Source organism: Phaeobacter inhibens DSM 16374, assembly GCF_000473105.1.
In the GTDB taxonomy this organism is placed as follows: domain Bacteria; phylum Pseudomonadota; class Alphaproteobacteria; order Rhodobacterales; family Rhodobacteraceae; genus Phaeobacter; species Phaeobacter inhibens.
The window spans coordinates 2,154,685-2,171,139 of sequence record NZ_KI421498.1; the positions used below are offsets into that span (position 1 = coordinate 2,154,685).

Genomic DNA, 16,455 nt, shown 5'->3' on the forward strand with positions numbered 1-16,455 from the left:
CCGAGTCGCCCTAGGCGGCGCAACGACAACCTTGTGAAAGTTTCGTGACATGGCTCGCACCGCGGTCTGGAAATCCATCGCTATCAGTCTCACCGATGATATCGCGCAGGGTCGCTATCAGACCGGAGACAAGCTGCCACCCGAAGTGCAGCTCTCAGGCCGGTTCGGCGTGAACCGGCATACTGTGCGGCGAGCCTTATCTGAGATGGCAGATCAAGGGCTGGTCCATGCCCGACGGGGTTCGGGGGTCTTTGTAGCGGCGCAGCCGACGGAGTATCCGATTGGCAAACGGGTGCGGTTTCACCAGAACGTTGTCCGTCTGGGGCGTATTCCCGCCAAAAGGATCCTGACGCTGGAAACCCGCGCTGCCGGCCCGCGCGAGGCAGAGGCGTTGTCTCTTGATCCCGGTGCGGCCGTCCATGTTTACGACGGGCTGTCACTGGCGGATGGCCAGCCTATCGCACTGTTTCAAAGCGTTTTTCCGGCAGACAACTTTCCAGATCTGCTTGCCGCGCTGAAAGAGACCCAGTCGGTAACAGAAGCGCTGAAACACTGCGGCGTTGCTGATTTCACCAGGGTCGAGACCCGTATCACTGCCAAGCTCGCAACTGCCACACAGGCCTTGCATTTGAAGATTTCTGAAGGCAGCCCAATCTTGCGAACCACAGGTATCAACGCCGGTCCGAGCGGCGATCCGGTTGAGTTCGGACGCACCTGGTTTGCGGGAGACCGCGTCACCCTGACAGTCAGCGACCCAAACAGCGATAAAGCAGACGCCAGTTAATCGGCGACAACACTCACGGACCTAGGATCAGCCCTGCCGGACGCTACGCATATTTCTCCAGAAACGCCTCAGCGCTCAGCACGCGAAAGTCGGGAACCGCAGCCTTCAGTCGGGTGTCCTCCCAATCCCACCACGCCAAAGCCATCATTCGTTCAGCAACGGTCTCAGTGTATCTGCGGCGGATCAGCTGGGCCGTATTGCCCCCAACAATCGTATAGGGTGCGACATCCTTGGTCACCACTGCGCCCGACGCCACCACCGCACCATGGCCGACGGTCACCTCGGGCTTGATCAGCGCACCGTGGCCGATCCAGGTATCGTGCCCGATATGAGCCAGACGACTGGCCCGATGATCAAACCAGGCCGCGTCATCCTCCACATCGTCCCAATAGCTGGACGACCGATAGAGGAAATGGTGCAGAGAAGCCCTTTGCAGGGGATGGTCGGTGGCTCCAATCCGGGTAGCACTGGCAATATTGGAGAACTTCCCAATTTCCGCATTGGCGATATCGCAGTTACGATCACAATAGCTGTAGTCGCCAAACCGGCTGTTCAGCACGCGACTGTCTGCGCCGATTTCAACGAAGGCGCCGAACTGGCTATTGGTGATGGCACAGTTGGGGTGCAAATGCGGGTGATCGGCAGAGAGGCGGGGCATCTGATAGCTTTCAATGGGATAGAGCGGGCCAATGAAGACCCCAAATAGTCAGGGCAGCAACATCGCGGCCCCTTGACGGCGTGCCTTACGACCCGGTTCACCCTTGATCAGGCGGCGACGAAGCCAGCCGGAGAGCCAGTCCATCAGCATTACCATGAGGATGATCAATACGATGTAGTAGGCGACTTCTTCCCAGTCTTTCTGGGTGATGATTGCCTGCGTCAGTAGCAGACCGATGCCACCTCCGGTGATGGCACCAATGATGGTCGCGCTGCGGGTGTTCGATTCAAGGAAGTAAAGCAGCTGACTTAGCAAGACCGGTGTGATTTGCGGGATCACTCCAAACCGGTAGCGCTGCGCTGGCTTGGCACCGGTTGAGGCGACGCCCTCAATCTGTTTCTGATCCACGTTTTCCAAAGCTTCGGAAAAGATCTTGCCGAAGGTTCCAGTGTCAGTCACCAGAATTGCCAGCGCACCGGTCAGCGGACCAGGGCCGAAGGCCCGCGCCAGAACAACAGTCCAGATCAGCGAATCCACGCCACGCACGAAGTCGAACACGCGACGGGTGGCGAAGCGAACCGCGCGCAGCGGCATGAAATTCCGGGTGGCAGCAAAGGCCAGCGGAAGTGCAATCAAACCTGCCCCCATCGTTCCCAGAAATGCCATCAGCAGCGTTTCAAAAATCGCCCAGGCGACATCCTGATGACGCCACATCTTATTCGTCCAGAAATCATGGAAAATCGCGCCCGCTTCGCCGGTGGCGGCCCGCGTCATCAGCTCACCGATGCCCATGCCGTGGTACGGGCTGTCCAGGGTGAAGAAAAACAGCTCCCAACCGGCAAAATAACGAAACACCTCCGCCCGGTTCCGGGTCACCGTCAGGCGCCCGGCTTCCGTCGTGACCGCCAGCCGGTTCTTGGATGCATTGATCCAATCCGGCAAATCCCCCGCCGGGAATTCCGCCTGTACACCGGCGCTGCGGCTTGGCGTTGCGCGAATGGTACCATAGCCGGGTATGTCAAAGGCGATGTTCTCAGGACCAAACCGGATCTCATAGCCATCTTCGAGGTCAATAATCGTAACCTGCGAAGATGTATCGGCGAGCGTCACCCACTCCGGAGACTGCCCGTCCGGATAGGCGCCCTTGCGCTCTCCCTCGATGGCCACGCTGACGGCACCGCTGCGGTTGTCACGCGTAACGTGGGTTTTGTAACTGTAGCTGTCTGCTACCAACGTGCGTGCATTCTTCGGGTTCATCCGCTCGGCCAGACCCGCCACATCAAAGGCGACGAACACATAGGCAAGATAGGCAAGCACCAAGAGCGGCAACGCCAGACTCAAGGCGCGCTTGCGCATGAACAGGCGCTCCATATCCAATTTGCGCAGTGTCGGAGGGACGGTCGTGTCAAAAGTCGTCATTGTTTGGCTCCGTGGGTCAACCGGTCACGCAGCAGGCCCGACAGTTGATCCACCAGGACGATGGTGAAAAACAGCAGAAGAAAGATTGCAGCAGCTTCGTCATAGCGCCCCTGCCCCCAGGACATGGCGTTGCGCAACTCATATCCGATGCCGCCCGCCCCGACGAAACCAAGGATAGCCGAGGCCCGAATATTGATTTCAAACCGCAAGAGCGCGTAGCTGACATAGTTTGGACCAACCTGAGGAAAGACACCCAACACCATGCGCTGCGCCCAGCCAGCGCCGACGGAGGCCAGCCCTTCGACTGGTTTCAGGGATGCATTTTCATTCACTTCCGAGAACAGTTTGCCCAGCGCCCCCGCCGTATGGATTGCAATCGCAATCATCGCAGGCACAGGGCCGCCACCCAGAAGAAAGATCAGAACCAGTGCGATCACGATTTCCGGGATCGCGCGGAAGATATCCAGCAACCGGCGAAAGACCGGGATCAAGGACGGCCAGCGGGCCAGACCCCGCGTCGCCAACAGCGACAGAAGAGTGCCGAAAATGGCGCCAATCAGCGTGGCCGCAGCGGCAATATTCAGCGTCTCAATCAACGCGGGGAAGAACTGCACCACATGCGCAGGCAGCAGGGAAACCTTCTCGACCGCTTCTGACAGCACCTCGGAAGGATAATCGAAAACATGGGTAATGCCATTCCAGAATGAGCCGGCATTGCGATCATCTGCGATCCGAAAACCGGCTGCCATCATGGCGACAAATACCGCCAGAATGACCCCTCCATACAAGCGTTTTCGCTGGATTAGTGCCTGATACTCGGCCTGGATATCAGCCACTGGCCGGGCCGAGACTGTTGCATGTGTCATGACTGGGATCCTGTGTGGCAGCAATTGCGTCAGCATCCTACGGGACGGTGATGCTCTCGAACGAGCATCTCTGCTGACCTGTTCAGGCTGTTGGCAATTGGCCGTCAAAATGGCGGGGGCAATGCTGATGCTCCGCCCCCGCACGCTTTGGTGCTGAAATTAGTTGGACTTCAATTTCCGCGCTTCGATGATCACCTCATAGGCGTCATGGGTGATCGGCATGAAACCTTTAGCCTCACCTGCTGCCACCCCGTAGAAACACTCCGCATCCATTGATTTCAGGGACGCCATCAGGCCGGTCATCTTCAGTTTCACGTCCTCAGGCAACTCTGTACGCAGGACAACAGGGCCTTCGGGGATAGGCTTGGACTGCCAGATCTGGACAAGGTCATTCATATCGACAAGGCCTGCATCGACAGCCCGACGCAGCGCGCCTGAGTTAAAGCCATCTTCCCATTCGCCCAGGCCATCGGCCCAGCTGACCCCGGCATCGACATCGCCATTGGCAACCGCAACGATGGTCTGTTCATGGCCACCGGTGAATTTCACTTCACCAAAATAGTCGCCTGACGTCATAGTGGCGCCGGTTGCTTCGGGGATCTCGATCGAGGGGATCAGGAACCCGGAGGTGGAGTTCGGATCACCAAAGCCAAAGGCCTTGCCCTGCATATCGTCCAGCGACGTGATGCCGCTGTCCTTGCGGGCAAAACCAACGGAGTAGTAGCCATAGCCACCGTCGTTGTTTACTTTCACAAGGATAGGCTCAACGGCAGCCGGATCGCTCAGGTAGGTCTTCGCGTAACCCGATGCGCCCAGCCATGCCATATCGATGGTGCCGCCCAACAGGCCCTGAATGACACCGTTGTAATCTGCCGGGGCAAAGAGCTTGGTTTCGACACCGAGCAGATCTTCGGTTTTCTGGCGCAGACACTCGTTGTTGTTCAAACGATCCTGAGCGTTCTCGCCACCAAGAATACCGATGCGGAATTCCTGAATCTCCGCGGTGTCAGCCAGAACCGGTGCGGTCAGGGCTGTGGTCGCCAGAATGGCAATAAACAGGTTTTTCATAGTCAATCTCTCTGGTTGGTCAGCCCGGCACACAAACGGCCGGGTTTGGAAAAGCGATCAAACAGCCACAGCTGGCTGACGGCGCGGTTTGGTACGGTTCAGGGTCTCAATCTCGGTGGAGGTGGCGGCTTCGGAGAAATCATCGCCGGCGCCATAGATTTCGCGCGCAACGCCTGTGGTCAGCTGCTCTGGCAGACCATCAAAGACGATACGCCCGTCGCGCATGCCAACAACGCGATCACAGTAGCGGCGCGCCGTGTCCAACGTGTGCAGATTGGCGATAACGGTACGGCCATCCTCTTCATGGATACGGCGCAGGGCCTCCATCACGGTCTGTGCGTTCATCGGATCCAGTGAGGCAATCGGTTCATCGGCGAGAATGATCGCCGGATCCTGCATCAGGGCGCGGGCAATAGCGACGCGTTGCTGCTGACCACCGGAGAGTGCCTCTGCCCGTTTCGCGGCATGTTCCGCGATGCCCAGCCGATCAAGAATGTCGATCGCGCGGTGAATGTCATCCATCGGGTAGAGATTGAACAGCGTCGCCAAAGTTGAGCGTCGGTTGAGTGTACCGTGCAGCACATTGGATACGACATCCATGCGCGGCACCAGATTGAACTGCTGGAAGATCATCGCGCAATCCGATTGCCAGGCGCGCTTCTCCTTACCGCGCAGCTGGGTCACGTCTCGCCCTTCGAAAAGGATCCGCCCATCGCTGGCGTCACCAAGCCGGTTAATCATGCGCAACAGCGTGGATTTACCCGCCCCCGACCGGCCGATGATGCCGATCATGCAAGGCTTATCGATATCCAGCGTGGCGGTATCCACCGCGATTTTATCACCGAATCTCTTGGTCAGTTTGTCAATTCGCAGCACCTGAGGCTCCCGTCTCTGTCTGGGACTGCCTAAGGGGAGAGAGCAAAACTTGTGTGTCATCGCGGTGAAGCTTTTGTAACGCTACCCTTCGTGGTCACCGGTGCCCCCTAGGCGCGCAGCCTCCAAGCCGCTATATGGCGGCAAAACGCTATCCATGAACCCAAGGAACCGCTGCCATGTCTTTCGACCGCTCCATCAAGATTGCACCGTCTATCCTGTCCGCCGATTTTGCCAACTTTGGCCAAGAGATTCAGGCCATCGAATCTCAAGGAGCCGATTGGGTCCATATCGACGTGATGGACGGGCATTTTGTGCCCAACCTCACCTTCGGTCCGATGGCGGTGAAGGCATTTCGCCCCCATGTAAAAACCGTGATGGACGTCCACCTGATGATCGCACCAGTCGATCCATATATCGACGCCTATGCCGATGCAGGCGCCGATGTTCTGACCGCCCATATTGAGGCAGGCCCACACATCCACCGCACCCTGCAGGCGATCCGTGCTGCCGGCATGAAAGCCGGCGTCGCGCTTAACCCAGGCACCCCAGCAGAAGCGGTGGCGCATCTGCTCGACCTGACCGACCTGATCTGCGTGATGACCGTCAATCCCGGTTTTGGCGGTCAAAAATTCATTGATATGACCAGCAAGATCCGCAGCCTGCGCTCAATGATCGGTGATCGTCCGGTCCATATCGAGATTGACGGCGGCGTTGATCCGAGCACAGCCCCACTGGTCGCCGAAGCCGGCGCCGATGTGCTGGTGGCCGGATCTGCGGTATTCAAGGGGGGCTCCGTCAATGACCCCGACGTCTATGGCGCCAACATTCGCAATATCCGAGATGCTGCCAACGGCGTCTGGGCCTGAAACTATCGCTGACAAGCACTGCGGGCCTAGGTAGCTCTGATCCGCACCCTCCCACCCGCTGTGAGACCTTTAAAAAAGGCATCCCTACTGTTGGGGTAAGCGCCGCGCGATGCGCGGCGCGGGCGCATCAGGTCAGCTGATCCGCAAAATGCGTCAGCAACATATGCTTCAGGATCTTACCTGTCGGCGCAGCTGGCAGCTGGTCCGTCAGGATGATGAGACCAGGTCGTTTGTAGCCTGCAAGCTGCTCCGCAACGAAGGCCCACAGTTCATCGACCTTTGGCTCATCCCCAACCGCTACCTGTACGAAGGCAACCACCTGCTCGTCGCCACCCTGCGGGCGACCAACAACAGCGGATTGAATCACCTGCGGATGGGCGTTCAGCGCAGCTTCGACTTCTGGCGGAAAGACATTGAAGCCTCCGTGGATGATCAGTTCCTTGGCGCGCCCATCAATGTGTAGGTTGCCACTTTCGTCCAAACGCCCCATGTCGCCGCTGCGCAACCAGCCCGCAGGATCGAGGACAGCCTGCGTTGCCTCCAGGTTGCCGAAATATCCCAGCATGACGTTACCCCCGCGCAGGCAGATCTCTCCCACCCCATCGCCACCGCCCGGAACGCTCTGGTCCAGACGCACATCAACACCGGGTAGCGGCGGACCAACCGATGTATCAGAGTCACCCAAACGGTTGCGCGTGGCGCAGATGCCTGCGGTGGCCTCGGTCATGCCATACCCGTTTTGCAAGGCAACGCCATAAAACGCCTCGGCCCGACGTTTCCAATCCGGATCCAACGGCGCAGCACCGGACGACACGTAGCGCAAATCCGGGCTACCGAGATGGTCCAGTCCCTGTTCCTTGGCATATTGCATCACCAGCGCATGCATCTGTGGCACTGCAGAGACCAGCGTGACCCCGGATCGTAGCTCCTGATAAAACCGCTCCGCCGTAAAGCGTGTCTCAAGCCGAACCTCCGCCCCGATCATCACGGAAGCGGTCAAAACGGACGCAAGGCCAAACACATGGCTAAGAGGCAGCACACCGTAAACCACATCCTTGGTCGTCATATCGCGCAGCCGTGCCGAGGCGCCGCCCCCGAAACTCAGATTGTCGTGACTCAGCATCACCCCTTTCGGATCGCCAGTGGTGCCTGTGGTATAGAGGAGCACCGCCAGCCCCTCTGGTATCTGGGCGCAGGATTTGCCACCGGCATCCTGAGAAACAACATGCAGGCACCCGAAGTCGCCCTCGACCCTCTGCGCGCCAAGACGGCTGGCATGGGCCGCCGCGTCAGGCGAAGCCGCAGCAGTCAATAGGACAGCTGCGGGCTGGGCGTGAGCGAGGATTCGGTCCACCTCAGGGGCCCGCATCCGGGCATTGACCGGCACCGCCACGGCCCCCAGCTGCGATGTGGCAAACAACGCAGCGACCGCCGCACAGCAATTCTCGCAAAGCAACATGACCCGATCACCGGGCCCGACACCCAAGTCCGCCAGATGTGTCATCAATGCGTTGCAGGCCCGCGCGAGATCACCATAGGTCCAGCGCGCACCACCACTGTCACCAAACGCCGGGGCCTTGGGCCGTTGGCGCGCATGCTGTTCGATATATTCATGCCATAGCGTCATGGGTCACCCCTGTGATTGTACCGATCGTGAAAGATCACCCGGCGAAGAAACAGTGGAGTCGTGTCAGCCGCGTATCCTTTTGAAAACGCCATTTGCGGTAGCCAGAATTTGACCGCTGCCATCCATCAGCTCGCCTGCGACATAGGCCAGCGATGCGCCACCACCGGTGGCCTTCGCCTTGGCCTCAACCCGTCCAGCGCGCGCAGCCGCCACATAGGAGAGGGTTAACGATACGGTGACCACCGGTGGATGCGCTGCCGTATCGAAATGTTGTGAGGCCGTATTACCGCAAACCACATCCATCAATGTCGCAACGATGCCACCATGCAGCAGCCCGTTGCGGTTGAGATGTTGCGGCGCGAGCTCCAGTGAGACGCGGCAGGCTCCAGTGCGCGTGTCAATCTCAGTGCGATAGCCGACCAGTTGCTGGCAGCCCGGATCCTCAATGATTCGTTTGACCGGAACCGGCGCCTGTCCGCCCTCAGCCGGGTCGGTTGGCGATATCGGATCAGGCTGCCGACAGGTCAATGAACCGCTCCAGCTGAGTGTCCGCGTCGCCGAACCGATGTTCGCTCATCACAATGCGCTTGGCGATATGGGCCAACTCATATTCTGCGGTCATGGCAATACCGCCGTGCAACTGGATTGCCTCCTCGGCGATATGACGCCCGGTCCGACCGATGAGATTGCGTGCAGCCGCGATGTGGCGGTCGCGGACCTGCGGCGCACCCTCGAGATGACCCGCAGCATTGATGACCGCAGAACGGGCCTGCTCTACCTCAATCAACATCTCAGCGACACGATGTTGCAGCGCCTGAAATGTCCCGATCGGTCGCCCGAATTGCTGTCGCGTGGTAAGGTAATCCATGGTCAGCCGCGTGGCCGTTTCCATCGCACCAAGGGCCTCGGCCGCCAGTGCAACCTCCGCTGCCGCCAATGCGCTCTCAACCCGGACAGCAGCCCCTCCTGCTGCACCAAGACGCGCTGAGGGCGACAGGCGGACACCATCCAATTCGATCTCTCCGGCTCTGCCGCCAGCCAGTAGCGCGCTGCCTTGCATGCGCACCCCAGCCGTCTTCGGATCGACGAGGAACAGTGACAGGCCGTCGCGGTCACCAGACGCGCCCCCTTCACGCGCAGAGACAATCAACAGCTCCGCCGCCTCAGCATTGACCACCACAGATTTGCGGCCTGTCAGGACAATATCCTGTCCACCAACAGTCGCTGTGGTCTCAACCCAAGTGCGCTCGTAGCGGCTGGCTGGCTCTCCATGGGCAAAGGCCAACTGCAGGTCTCCTGCGATCAGCCGCTCAAGATATTGCCGATCACGGGGCAACGGCTGCGCATCATGTGGCCCGCACAACAAAGAACCGCAGAGCACGGCTGTATCAAGGACCGGTTCAACTACACCCGCGCGGCCTAACTCTTCAAAGATCGTCGCGATGTCGAAGCCAGCGCCGCCGTATCCACCGACCGCTTCGGGCAGCAAGGCGCCAAGTACACCAAGGTCAGCCAACTGCGTCCAAATCGCAGAGGAATACCCAGAGGGATCCGCAATAGCCTTGTTTCGCGCAGTAACCGTATAGCGATCCGCAAGAAACCGGCGCAGGCTATCCTGCAACATCTGCCGCTCTTCCGTCAGCTGAAAATTCATGTCCGGCCTCCCAGCGATACCTTTGCGATGATGTTCTTCTGGATTTCGTTCGAACCGCCAAAGATAGACAGCTTGCGATTGTTGAAATACTGCGCCGCAGCGGCGTCGCTGCCTTCCGGTGGAGCAAGGGCACTGTTGTCACCCGCCAGAGCCTCGGACGCGAAGGGGAGCGCATAAACGCCAGCCGCACGGCGCGCCAGATCGTTGATCTCCTGACGAATTTCGGTGCCTTTTACCTTGAGCATCGAACTCTCGACGCCCGGAGCCTGACCTTGGGCGGCGGCAGAGATGATACGCAGATTGGTGGTCGCCATAGCCATCAGATCGATTTCCGCGCGGGCCAGTCGCGCCGCAAAATGTGGGTTCTCAATCAGCGGGCGGCCGCGGTGGATCTGTTGACGTGCGAGCCGCTTTACCGCTTCCAACCCCGCCTGACTGAACCCCACGCCTGCGATATTCGTACGTTCGTGGGTCAGCAGATACTTCGCGTAGGTCCAGCCCTTGTTCTCCTCTCCAACCAGGTTTTCAACCGGCACCCGCACATCGGTGAACCAGACTTCGTTCACCTCGTGGGTGCCATCAAGCAGGATGATTGGCCGCACCTCGATACCGGGTGTATCCATATCGATCAGCAGGAAGGAAATGCCCTCCTGCTGTTTTGCGTCCGGGTCGGTCCGCACGAGGCAGAAAATCCAGTTGGCGTATTGGCCAAGCGTGGTCCAGGTTTTCTGCCCGTTGACCACATAGTGATCGCCGTCACGAACAGCCCGGGTGCGCAGGCTGGCAAGATCAGAGCCGGCGCCGGGTTCGGAATACCCCTGACACCACCAATGTTCCCCCGAAAGGATCTTTGGCAGAAAATAAGCACGCTGTTGGTCAGATCCGAATTTCTGCAAAACAGGCGCCAACATGGTCAGCCCAAAGGGGACGATACGTGGCGCATGAGCGCGGCAGCATTCTTCATCAAAGATATGACGCTGGACTGCATTCCAACCGCAGCCTCCGTATTCCTCTGGCCAGGTTGGCGCCAGCCAGCCCTGCTCATTCAGAATACTGTGCCAGCGATCATGCCCTTCCTTGCCCAGCCCGCGCCCCAGACGCACGGCATCCGATAGATCCTGGGGCAGTTTGGCCTCCAGAAACGCGCGGACCTCTGCGCGGAAAGCAAGGTCCTCGGTCGAATAGTTCAAATCCATATGCCACGCACCTCCCCGTGCTGATTGGCCGTTGTGCTTGATTTACCCGTCCTGCTCTCCTGATCATGGCAAACAGCGCGGCCAGAAAACCGCGCGTAGTTGCGATCAGTAAATCTCAAACAGGCCCGCCGCGCCCATGCCGCCGCCTATACACATGGTCACCACCCCGAGTTTGGCGCCGCGTCGGTGACCTTCGCGCAGGAGGTGCCCCACCATCCGCGCACCAGTCATGCCGAACGGGTGGCCGATCGCAATTGAGCCGCCGTTCACGTTGCAGATCTCATCCGGAATGCCGAGTTTGTCCCGGCAGTAAAGCGCCTGACTTGCGAAGGCTTCGTTCAATTCCCAAAGGTCAATATCCGCCGCCGTCAACCCGTGTCGCTCCAGCAGGCGCGGCACGGCATGCACGGGGCCGATGCCCATTTCATCGGGCGCGCAGCCTGCCACACAAAACCCTCGAAACGCACCCATAGGATCAAGGCCGCGGCGGCTGGCTTCGTCGGCCTCCATCATCACGACCGCAGCTGCACCATCCGAGAGCTGGCTCGCATTCCCTGCGGTGATGTACTTGCCCGCGTCACGCACCGGCTCCAATCCCGCCAGCCCGTCCAACGTCGTCTGGGGACGGTTGCATTCATCCCGATTTACTGTGACCTCGCGATGGCTGATCTCTCCTGTGTCCCTGTCCTTTACGGCCATAACCGTTTGCATGGGCACGATTTCATCGTCGAAGATACCCGCATTCTGCGCTGCTGCGATTTTCTGTTGACTGCGCAGGCCATAGGCATCCTGCGCCTCCCGGCTGATGCCATAACGCTCAGCCACGACATCTGCCGTGTCAATCATCGCCATGTATACGTCCGGGTTACGCTCCTGCAGCCAGGGATCCTGCACCTGTGTCACATTGGGTTGCACCATGGAGATACTCTCCACCCCACCCGCAACCATCGGTCCGGCCCCTTCGGCGGTGATCTGCTGCGCCGCCAGCGCGATGGTCTGAAGGCCCGACGCGCAAAACCGGTTCACCGTCATACCAGCGGCAGTCTGCGGCATGCCAGAACGTAAAGCGATCTGGCGCCCGATATTGTGCCCTGTCGCCCCTTCGGGAAAGCCACAGCCAATAATGCAATCCTCAATTACGCCCCCTTCCAGACTGGCCCGCTCAACAGCGGCAGCGACAGCATGCCCCCCCAAGGTGGCACCATGCGTCTGATTGAAAGACCCACGGAAGGATTTTGCCAGCCCGGTGCGGGCAGCAGAAACGATAACAGCCTGTTTCATATCAGCGGGCCTCCTTGTTGAGGTCATCAAAGCTGCGCCCTTCGGCGACCATCTGCTCCAACAGCGGAGCCGGTTGCCAGAAGAAGGCATCTTCCTTGGCGTAGCGACGAATATCCTTGAGAATGCTGTCCGGCCCCTGCAGATCCGCCCATTTCAGCGGGCCACCCCAGAACCGGGGAAAACCGTAGCCAAACAGCAGCACCATATCGACATCCAGGGGGCGGCGGGCGATACCCTCGCCGACGACCTTTGCCGCTTCGTTGACCATCGCGCACATGTAGCGGCGCAGAACCTCGTCATTGGCAAAAATCTGCGGTGTCACGCCCTGATCACGCTGATCGCGCTCAATGTACTCGGCTACCTGTGGATTCGGCGTCCCGCCACGCTTGCCCTCTTCATAAACGTAGAAGCCCCGACCGGTTTTCTGCCCGAAATCGCCGCCTTCACAAAGCATATCAGAGAAATGCACCACCCGTTCGCGTGGATCGAGTGTCGGCGCACGACGCTTGCGCGCGGCCCAGCCAATGTCCAGCCCCGCCAGGTCAGCGACCGCAAACGGTCCCATGGCGAAACCAAACCCCGTCATCACCTTGTCGATCTGATACGGGGATGCACCGTCCAGAACCATATAGTCAGCCGCCTTGCGATAGCTGTTCATGATCCGATTGCCTATAAAGCCATCGCAGACGCCGGAACGTACGGAGGTCTTCTTCAGCCTTTTGCCCAAGGCGAATCCGGTGGCCACAACATCAGGGGCTGTCTGATCAGCGACCACCACTTCCAGCAGTTTCATCACATGCGCGGGAGAGAAAAAATGCAGTCCGATCACGTCAGATGGCCGACTGGTGGCGGCAGCAATGTCGTTGATATCCAGATATGACGTATTGCTGGCGAGAATGGCGCCCGGTTTGCAATGCTCATCCAGCGCTGCAAATACGTCGCGTTTTACATCCATGTCCTCAAAAACCGCTTCAACCACCAGATCGACCTGCGACAAAGCCGCATAATCCGTCGCCAGTTTGAGCGTCTCATTAAGGATAGCATCGAATTGCGACTGGCTGATCTTGCCCCGCTTCAGCGCCCCCCTGAGATTTCCTTCAATGCGCTCCCGGGCCGCAACTGAGGCCGCCTCGTCCCGTTCAATCAGCACCACTGACAGTCCTGCCAGCAGCGCGGCTGTTGCAATACCAGCACCCATGGTGCCGCCGCCGATGACGCCCATCGCAGCGACATCGCGGGGGGAGACATCAACAAGCTCAGGCAGTTTACTGACCGCCCGTTCCGAGAAGAAGGCGTGGATCAATCCCTGCCGCTGATCGCTTTCCATCAGCTTCATAAACAATTCGCGTTCTTGCCGCACACCATCAAGAAAACTTGGTGCTTCGCAGGCGGCCTGCACTGCCCGCACCGCAATCGCCGGGGAGAGCTGGCCGCGCCCACGGGCCAGAACACGTTCGTATGTAGCATCAAAATCGATGGGCTCCGGTGCAGGCATGTCACAGACCGGACGACGCGGTGCATTCTGTTCGAGGAGTTCACGGGTATAGGCCAGTCCGACCTCGCGCGGGTTGCCCTCAGCAATGCGATCGATGACGCCCTTGTCGAAAACCTCGGCAGCGGCCACGTGACGGCCAGTTGTGATCATCTCCAACGCAGCCTCTGTACCTGCGACGCGGGGTAGTCGCTGGGTCCCACCGGCGCCTGGGATGATCCCCAGATGGACCTCCGGCAACCCCATCTTAGCGCCTGGTACGGCAATCCTGTAGTGCGAGGAGAGTGCGACCTCCAACCCACCGCCCAGCGCTGTGCCGTGCAGGGCCGATACAACGATCAGCTTTGCGGCCTCGATATGGTTGCAGAGATCCGGCAGGCCCGGTTCTTCCATGGGTTTGCCAAACTCACGTATATCAGCGCCTGCAAAATACGTCCGCCCCTCGCCATAGATCAGTACGGCACGCGCGCCTTCCTTCTCGGCGCGCTCAATACCAGCCAGCAAGCCACGGCGCACATTTATTCCAAGTGCATTCACCGGCGGGTTCTGTGCAGCGAGAACTGCGATATCGCCAATCCGTTCATAAACAATGGCTTCGGTCATGGATCTTTCCTCTTCTTGCGGGCGATATCGATCAGGATTGCGACGAGGCTCAGGGCACGGAAGCCGATCTGCCACGTGACTATCCTTGATCGAAACACAGGCATCAGCCCTATCAATTTCGCAATGCGGAATATTATTCCGCAGATTTGCATTTGACCCTAGATCCGGATCCACAAGCTGACAAGATCCATCATGCCGCGCGTCAACGCAGCTTGCCAAGCGTCGCCCAGCATCTGCTGCATATGACGGTACGTCTCTTCGAACGCGAGAACTGCGATCAGCTCGTGGGTTACGGGATCGGTCGACGGTAGGCCTCAGTCAAGGTATCATCCACCTCGGATGGCTCATAGACGCCCAAGAGGATACCCTTCCGGGCCGACTTTCCCCGCCGCGTGGCGATCTGTGTGTCCGATAACGTGATGCGCTGCGACATCCGCAACCCCCACTCCAGTAAGCGATCATACATCAGATCGATCACCTCCTGGTGCGCGCCGCTCTTAGCAAGATCTACCAACTCATCAGGATCTTCCTGAAGATCAAACAGCATTGGGCGCAGACCGCCTTCCGCGTGCATGAATTTCCACCGTTTATCGACCACCATAAACAGGCGGGCATCTTTGGGAGACAGCCCAAGCTTTTCGCACAATGGCAGCGTCGCATAGTCAAACTCTGCTACGGCATAGTCGCGCCATTCGGGCACTTCCCCGCGTAGCCATGGCATCAGAGAGCGCCCCTCAAGGATATGTGGGGCAGGCTCCCCTCCAGCAGCCTCCAGAAAAGTCGGCAACAGATCAATCGCCTCAACCACCTTATCACAAGTGGTTCCGCGCGTGGCATCTGCCTCACCTCGCGGGTCATAGATAATCAATGGCACCTTGATCGACGGCTCGTGGAACAGGTTCTTCTCGCCCATCCAGTGATCGCCAAGATAATCCCCATGGTCTGACGTCAGCACGATTATCGTATCCTGCATGCGTCCCGTCGCCTCCAACCAAGCAAACAGATGACCCATCTGATCGTCGGCCTGCTTAATCAATCCCATATAGGCCGGGATCACCTTCTGGCGCACCTCATCGCGGGAAAAGGCCTGGCCAATCTGGTTGTTCATCATCCCCTCGAACACGGGATGAGCATCCTGCCGCTCGGCCGCACTACGCACAGCCGGAAGCACATGCTCAGCATCATACATATCATGATAGGGGGCCGGCACGATGTAGGGCCAGTGCGGTTTGATATAGCTCAGATGCGCGCACCAAGGCTGATCACCGTTTTGTTCTGCTATCTCAATAAACCGCATTGCCTCACGGGTAAGCCAGGGTGTCTCGCTGTCTTCCTCTGCAATATTGGCTGGCTTGTCCGCATTGACCATAAACCAGCCGGACGCGACATCCTGCCCCTCCGTCCCGGCATTGGCGAAATCACTCCACGGATTTTCGCCCGGATAGCCCTTCGATTTGAGATACTCATTATATGGGCTACGCTTATCGTCATAAAAACCATCCGGCCCTTCGGCCCAAAGCCCATCGTCACGAACAAAGGGATCGAAACCACATTCCGTCTGGCGCACGCCGATAAGGCTGTCCGGAGCAAGACCAAGGCGCTGCAGCCCTTCGGCATCAGCAACCATATGGGTCTTACCAATCAGATGGCAGCTCATCCCGGCTTTGCGCAGATGGTCGCCCATCGTCCACTCGCCGACGCGCAGAGGGTAGCCGTTGAATTGCACGCCGTGGCTTGATGGGTAGCGTCCTGTATAGCTGGACATACGCGAGGACCCACAGGTCGGCGATTGCACATAGGCACGAGTGAATCGCACCCCACGCTTTGCCAAACCGTCAATATGCGGCGTCTGCAAGTGCGGGTGTCCAGCACAGCTGAGATAATCGAACCTCAGTTGGTCAAACATGATGTAGAGAATATTCATCAAGCCCTCCTCTGTCTGTGACCGTCTCTGCCTGTGACTGACACGCTGATCAAAAATGCAGGCCAAGGCCAAGGCCAATCAGAGTGCAGGCGCAAAATTAGTCAACATGTAAACTATTCCACTTCTCATCGCGCAACGAAA

Annotated in this window: 14 protein-coding genes; 2 read left to right on the plus strand and 12 right to left on the minus strand. The window is 58.8% G+C overall.

Going from position 1 to position 16,455, the window contains the following annotated elements; genetic code table 11:
• The first annotated feature begins 49 nt into the window (after window positions 1–49).
• A complete protein-coding gene (phnF, locus tag INHI_RS0114065; RefSeq protein WP_027248058.1) occupies window positions 50–784 on the plus strand; it encodes a phosphonate metabolism transcriptional regulator PhnF in 735 nt (244 codons plus the stop codon).
• A 43-nt stretch (window positions 785–827) separates the two neighbouring features.
• Here the strand turns inward: phnF and INHI_RS0114070 are convergent, their stop codons facing one another.
• From INHI_RS0114070 to phnC, 5 genes are all read right to left on the minus strand, one after another.
• Entirely contained in the window at window positions 828–1,442 is a 615-nt protein-coding gene (locus tag INHI_RS0114070; RefSeq protein ID WP_014873523.1) for an LbetaH domain-containing protein, read from the minus strand.
• Window positions 1,443–1,490: 48 nt separating this feature from the next.
• The gene (gene phnE, locus INHI_RS0114075) at window positions 1,491–2,861 is read right to left on the minus strand and encodes a phosphonate ABC transporter, permease protein PhnE (RefSeq protein WP_027248059.1); all 1,371 of its coding nucleotides are present in this window, start codon (window positions 2,859–2,861) and stop codon (window positions 1,491–1,493) included.
• A complete protein-coding gene (gene phnE, locus INHI_RS0114080) occupies window positions 2,858–3,727 on the minus strand; it encodes a phosphonate ABC transporter, permease protein PhnE (RefSeq protein ID WP_014879096.1) in 870 nt (289 codons plus the stop codon). Before phnE (INHI_RS0114080) ends, phnE (INHI_RS0114075) begins: the two co-directional genes overlap by 4 nt.
• 159 nt (window positions 3,728–3,886) lie before the next feature.
• The gene (gene phnD, locus INHI_RS0114085; RefSeq protein WP_014879095.1) at window positions 3,887–4,795 is read right to left on the minus strand and encodes a phosphonate ABC transporter substrate-binding protein; all 909 of its coding nucleotides are present in this window, start codon (window positions 4,793–4,795) and stop codon (window positions 3,887–3,889) included.
• 57 nt (window positions 4,796–4,852) lie between these two features.
• Window positions 4,853–5,671 (minus strand): phosphonate ABC transporter ATP-binding protein, encoded by an 819-nt coding sequence (phnC, locus tag INHI_RS0114090; protein ID WP_014879094.1) that lies wholly within the window; start codon window positions 5,669–5,671, stop codon window positions 4,853–4,855.
• Between the two features lie 176 nt (window positions 5,672–5,847).
• Here phnC and rpe point away from each other — a divergent pair, with 176 nt between their 5' ends.
• A complete protein-coding gene (gene rpe / locus INHI_RS0114095) occupies window positions 5,848–6,537 on the plus strand; it encodes a ribulose-phosphate 3-epimerase (RefSeq protein WP_027248060.1) in 690 nt (229 codons plus the stop codon).
• A gap of 127 nt (window positions 6,538–6,664) precedes the next feature.
• Here the strand turns inward: rpe and INHI_RS0114100 are convergent, their stop codons facing one another.
• From INHI_RS0114100 to INHI_RS0114140, 7 genes are all read right to left on the minus strand, one after another.
• On the minus strand, window positions 6,665–8,164 hold the full coding sequence (locus INHI_RS0114100) for a class I adenylate-forming enzyme family protein (protein WP_027248061.1): 1,500 nt from the start codon (window positions 8,162–8,164) through the stop codon (window positions 6,665–6,667).
• 63 nt (window positions 8,165–8,227) lie between these two features.
• Complete coding sequence (locus INHI_RS0114105; protein WP_014873516.1) at window positions 8,228–8,692, minus strand: PaaI family thioesterase; 465 nt, start codon at window positions 8,690–8,692, stop codon at window positions 8,228–8,230.
• Window positions 8,673–9,818 carry an acyl-CoA dehydrogenase family protein gene (locus INHI_RS0114110; RefSeq protein WP_014879091.1) on the minus strand — a complete coding sequence of 382 codons (1,146 nt, stop codon included), beginning with the start codon at window positions 9,816–9,818 and terminating at the stop codon, window positions 8,673–8,675. Before INHI_RS0114110 ends, INHI_RS0114105 begins: the two co-directional genes overlap by 20 nt.
• On the minus strand, window positions 9,815–11,014 hold the full coding sequence (locus INHI_RS0114115; RefSeq protein ID WP_027248062.1) for an acyl-CoA dehydrogenase family protein: 1,200 nt from the start codon (window positions 11,012–11,014) through the stop codon (window positions 9,815–9,817). Before INHI_RS0114115 ends, INHI_RS0114110 begins: the two co-directional genes overlap by 4 nt.
• A gap of 105 nt (window positions 11,015–11,119) precedes the next feature.
• Window positions 11,120–12,295, minus strand: coding sequence for an acetyl-CoA C-acyltransferase (locus tag INHI_RS0114120; RefSeq protein ID WP_027248063.1), 1,176 nt, complete (start codon window positions 12,293–12,295; stop codon window positions 11,120–11,122).
• Window position 12,296: 1 nt separating this feature from the next.
• The gene (locus tag INHI_RS0114125; RefSeq protein WP_027248064.1) at window positions 12,297–14,390 is read right to left on the minus strand and encodes a 3-hydroxyacyl-CoA dehydrogenase NAD-binding domain-containing protein; all 2,094 of its coding nucleotides are present in this window, start codon (window positions 14,388–14,390) and stop codon (window positions 12,297–12,299) included.
• Window positions 14,391–14,679: 289 nt separating this feature from the next.
• Window positions 14,680–16,314 (minus strand): sulfatase-like hydrolase/transferase, encoded by a 1,635-nt coding sequence (locus INHI_RS0114140; protein WP_027248065.1) that lies wholly within the window; start codon window positions 16,312–16,314, stop codon window positions 14,680–14,682.
• Window positions 16,315–16,455 lie beyond the last annotated feature (141 nt).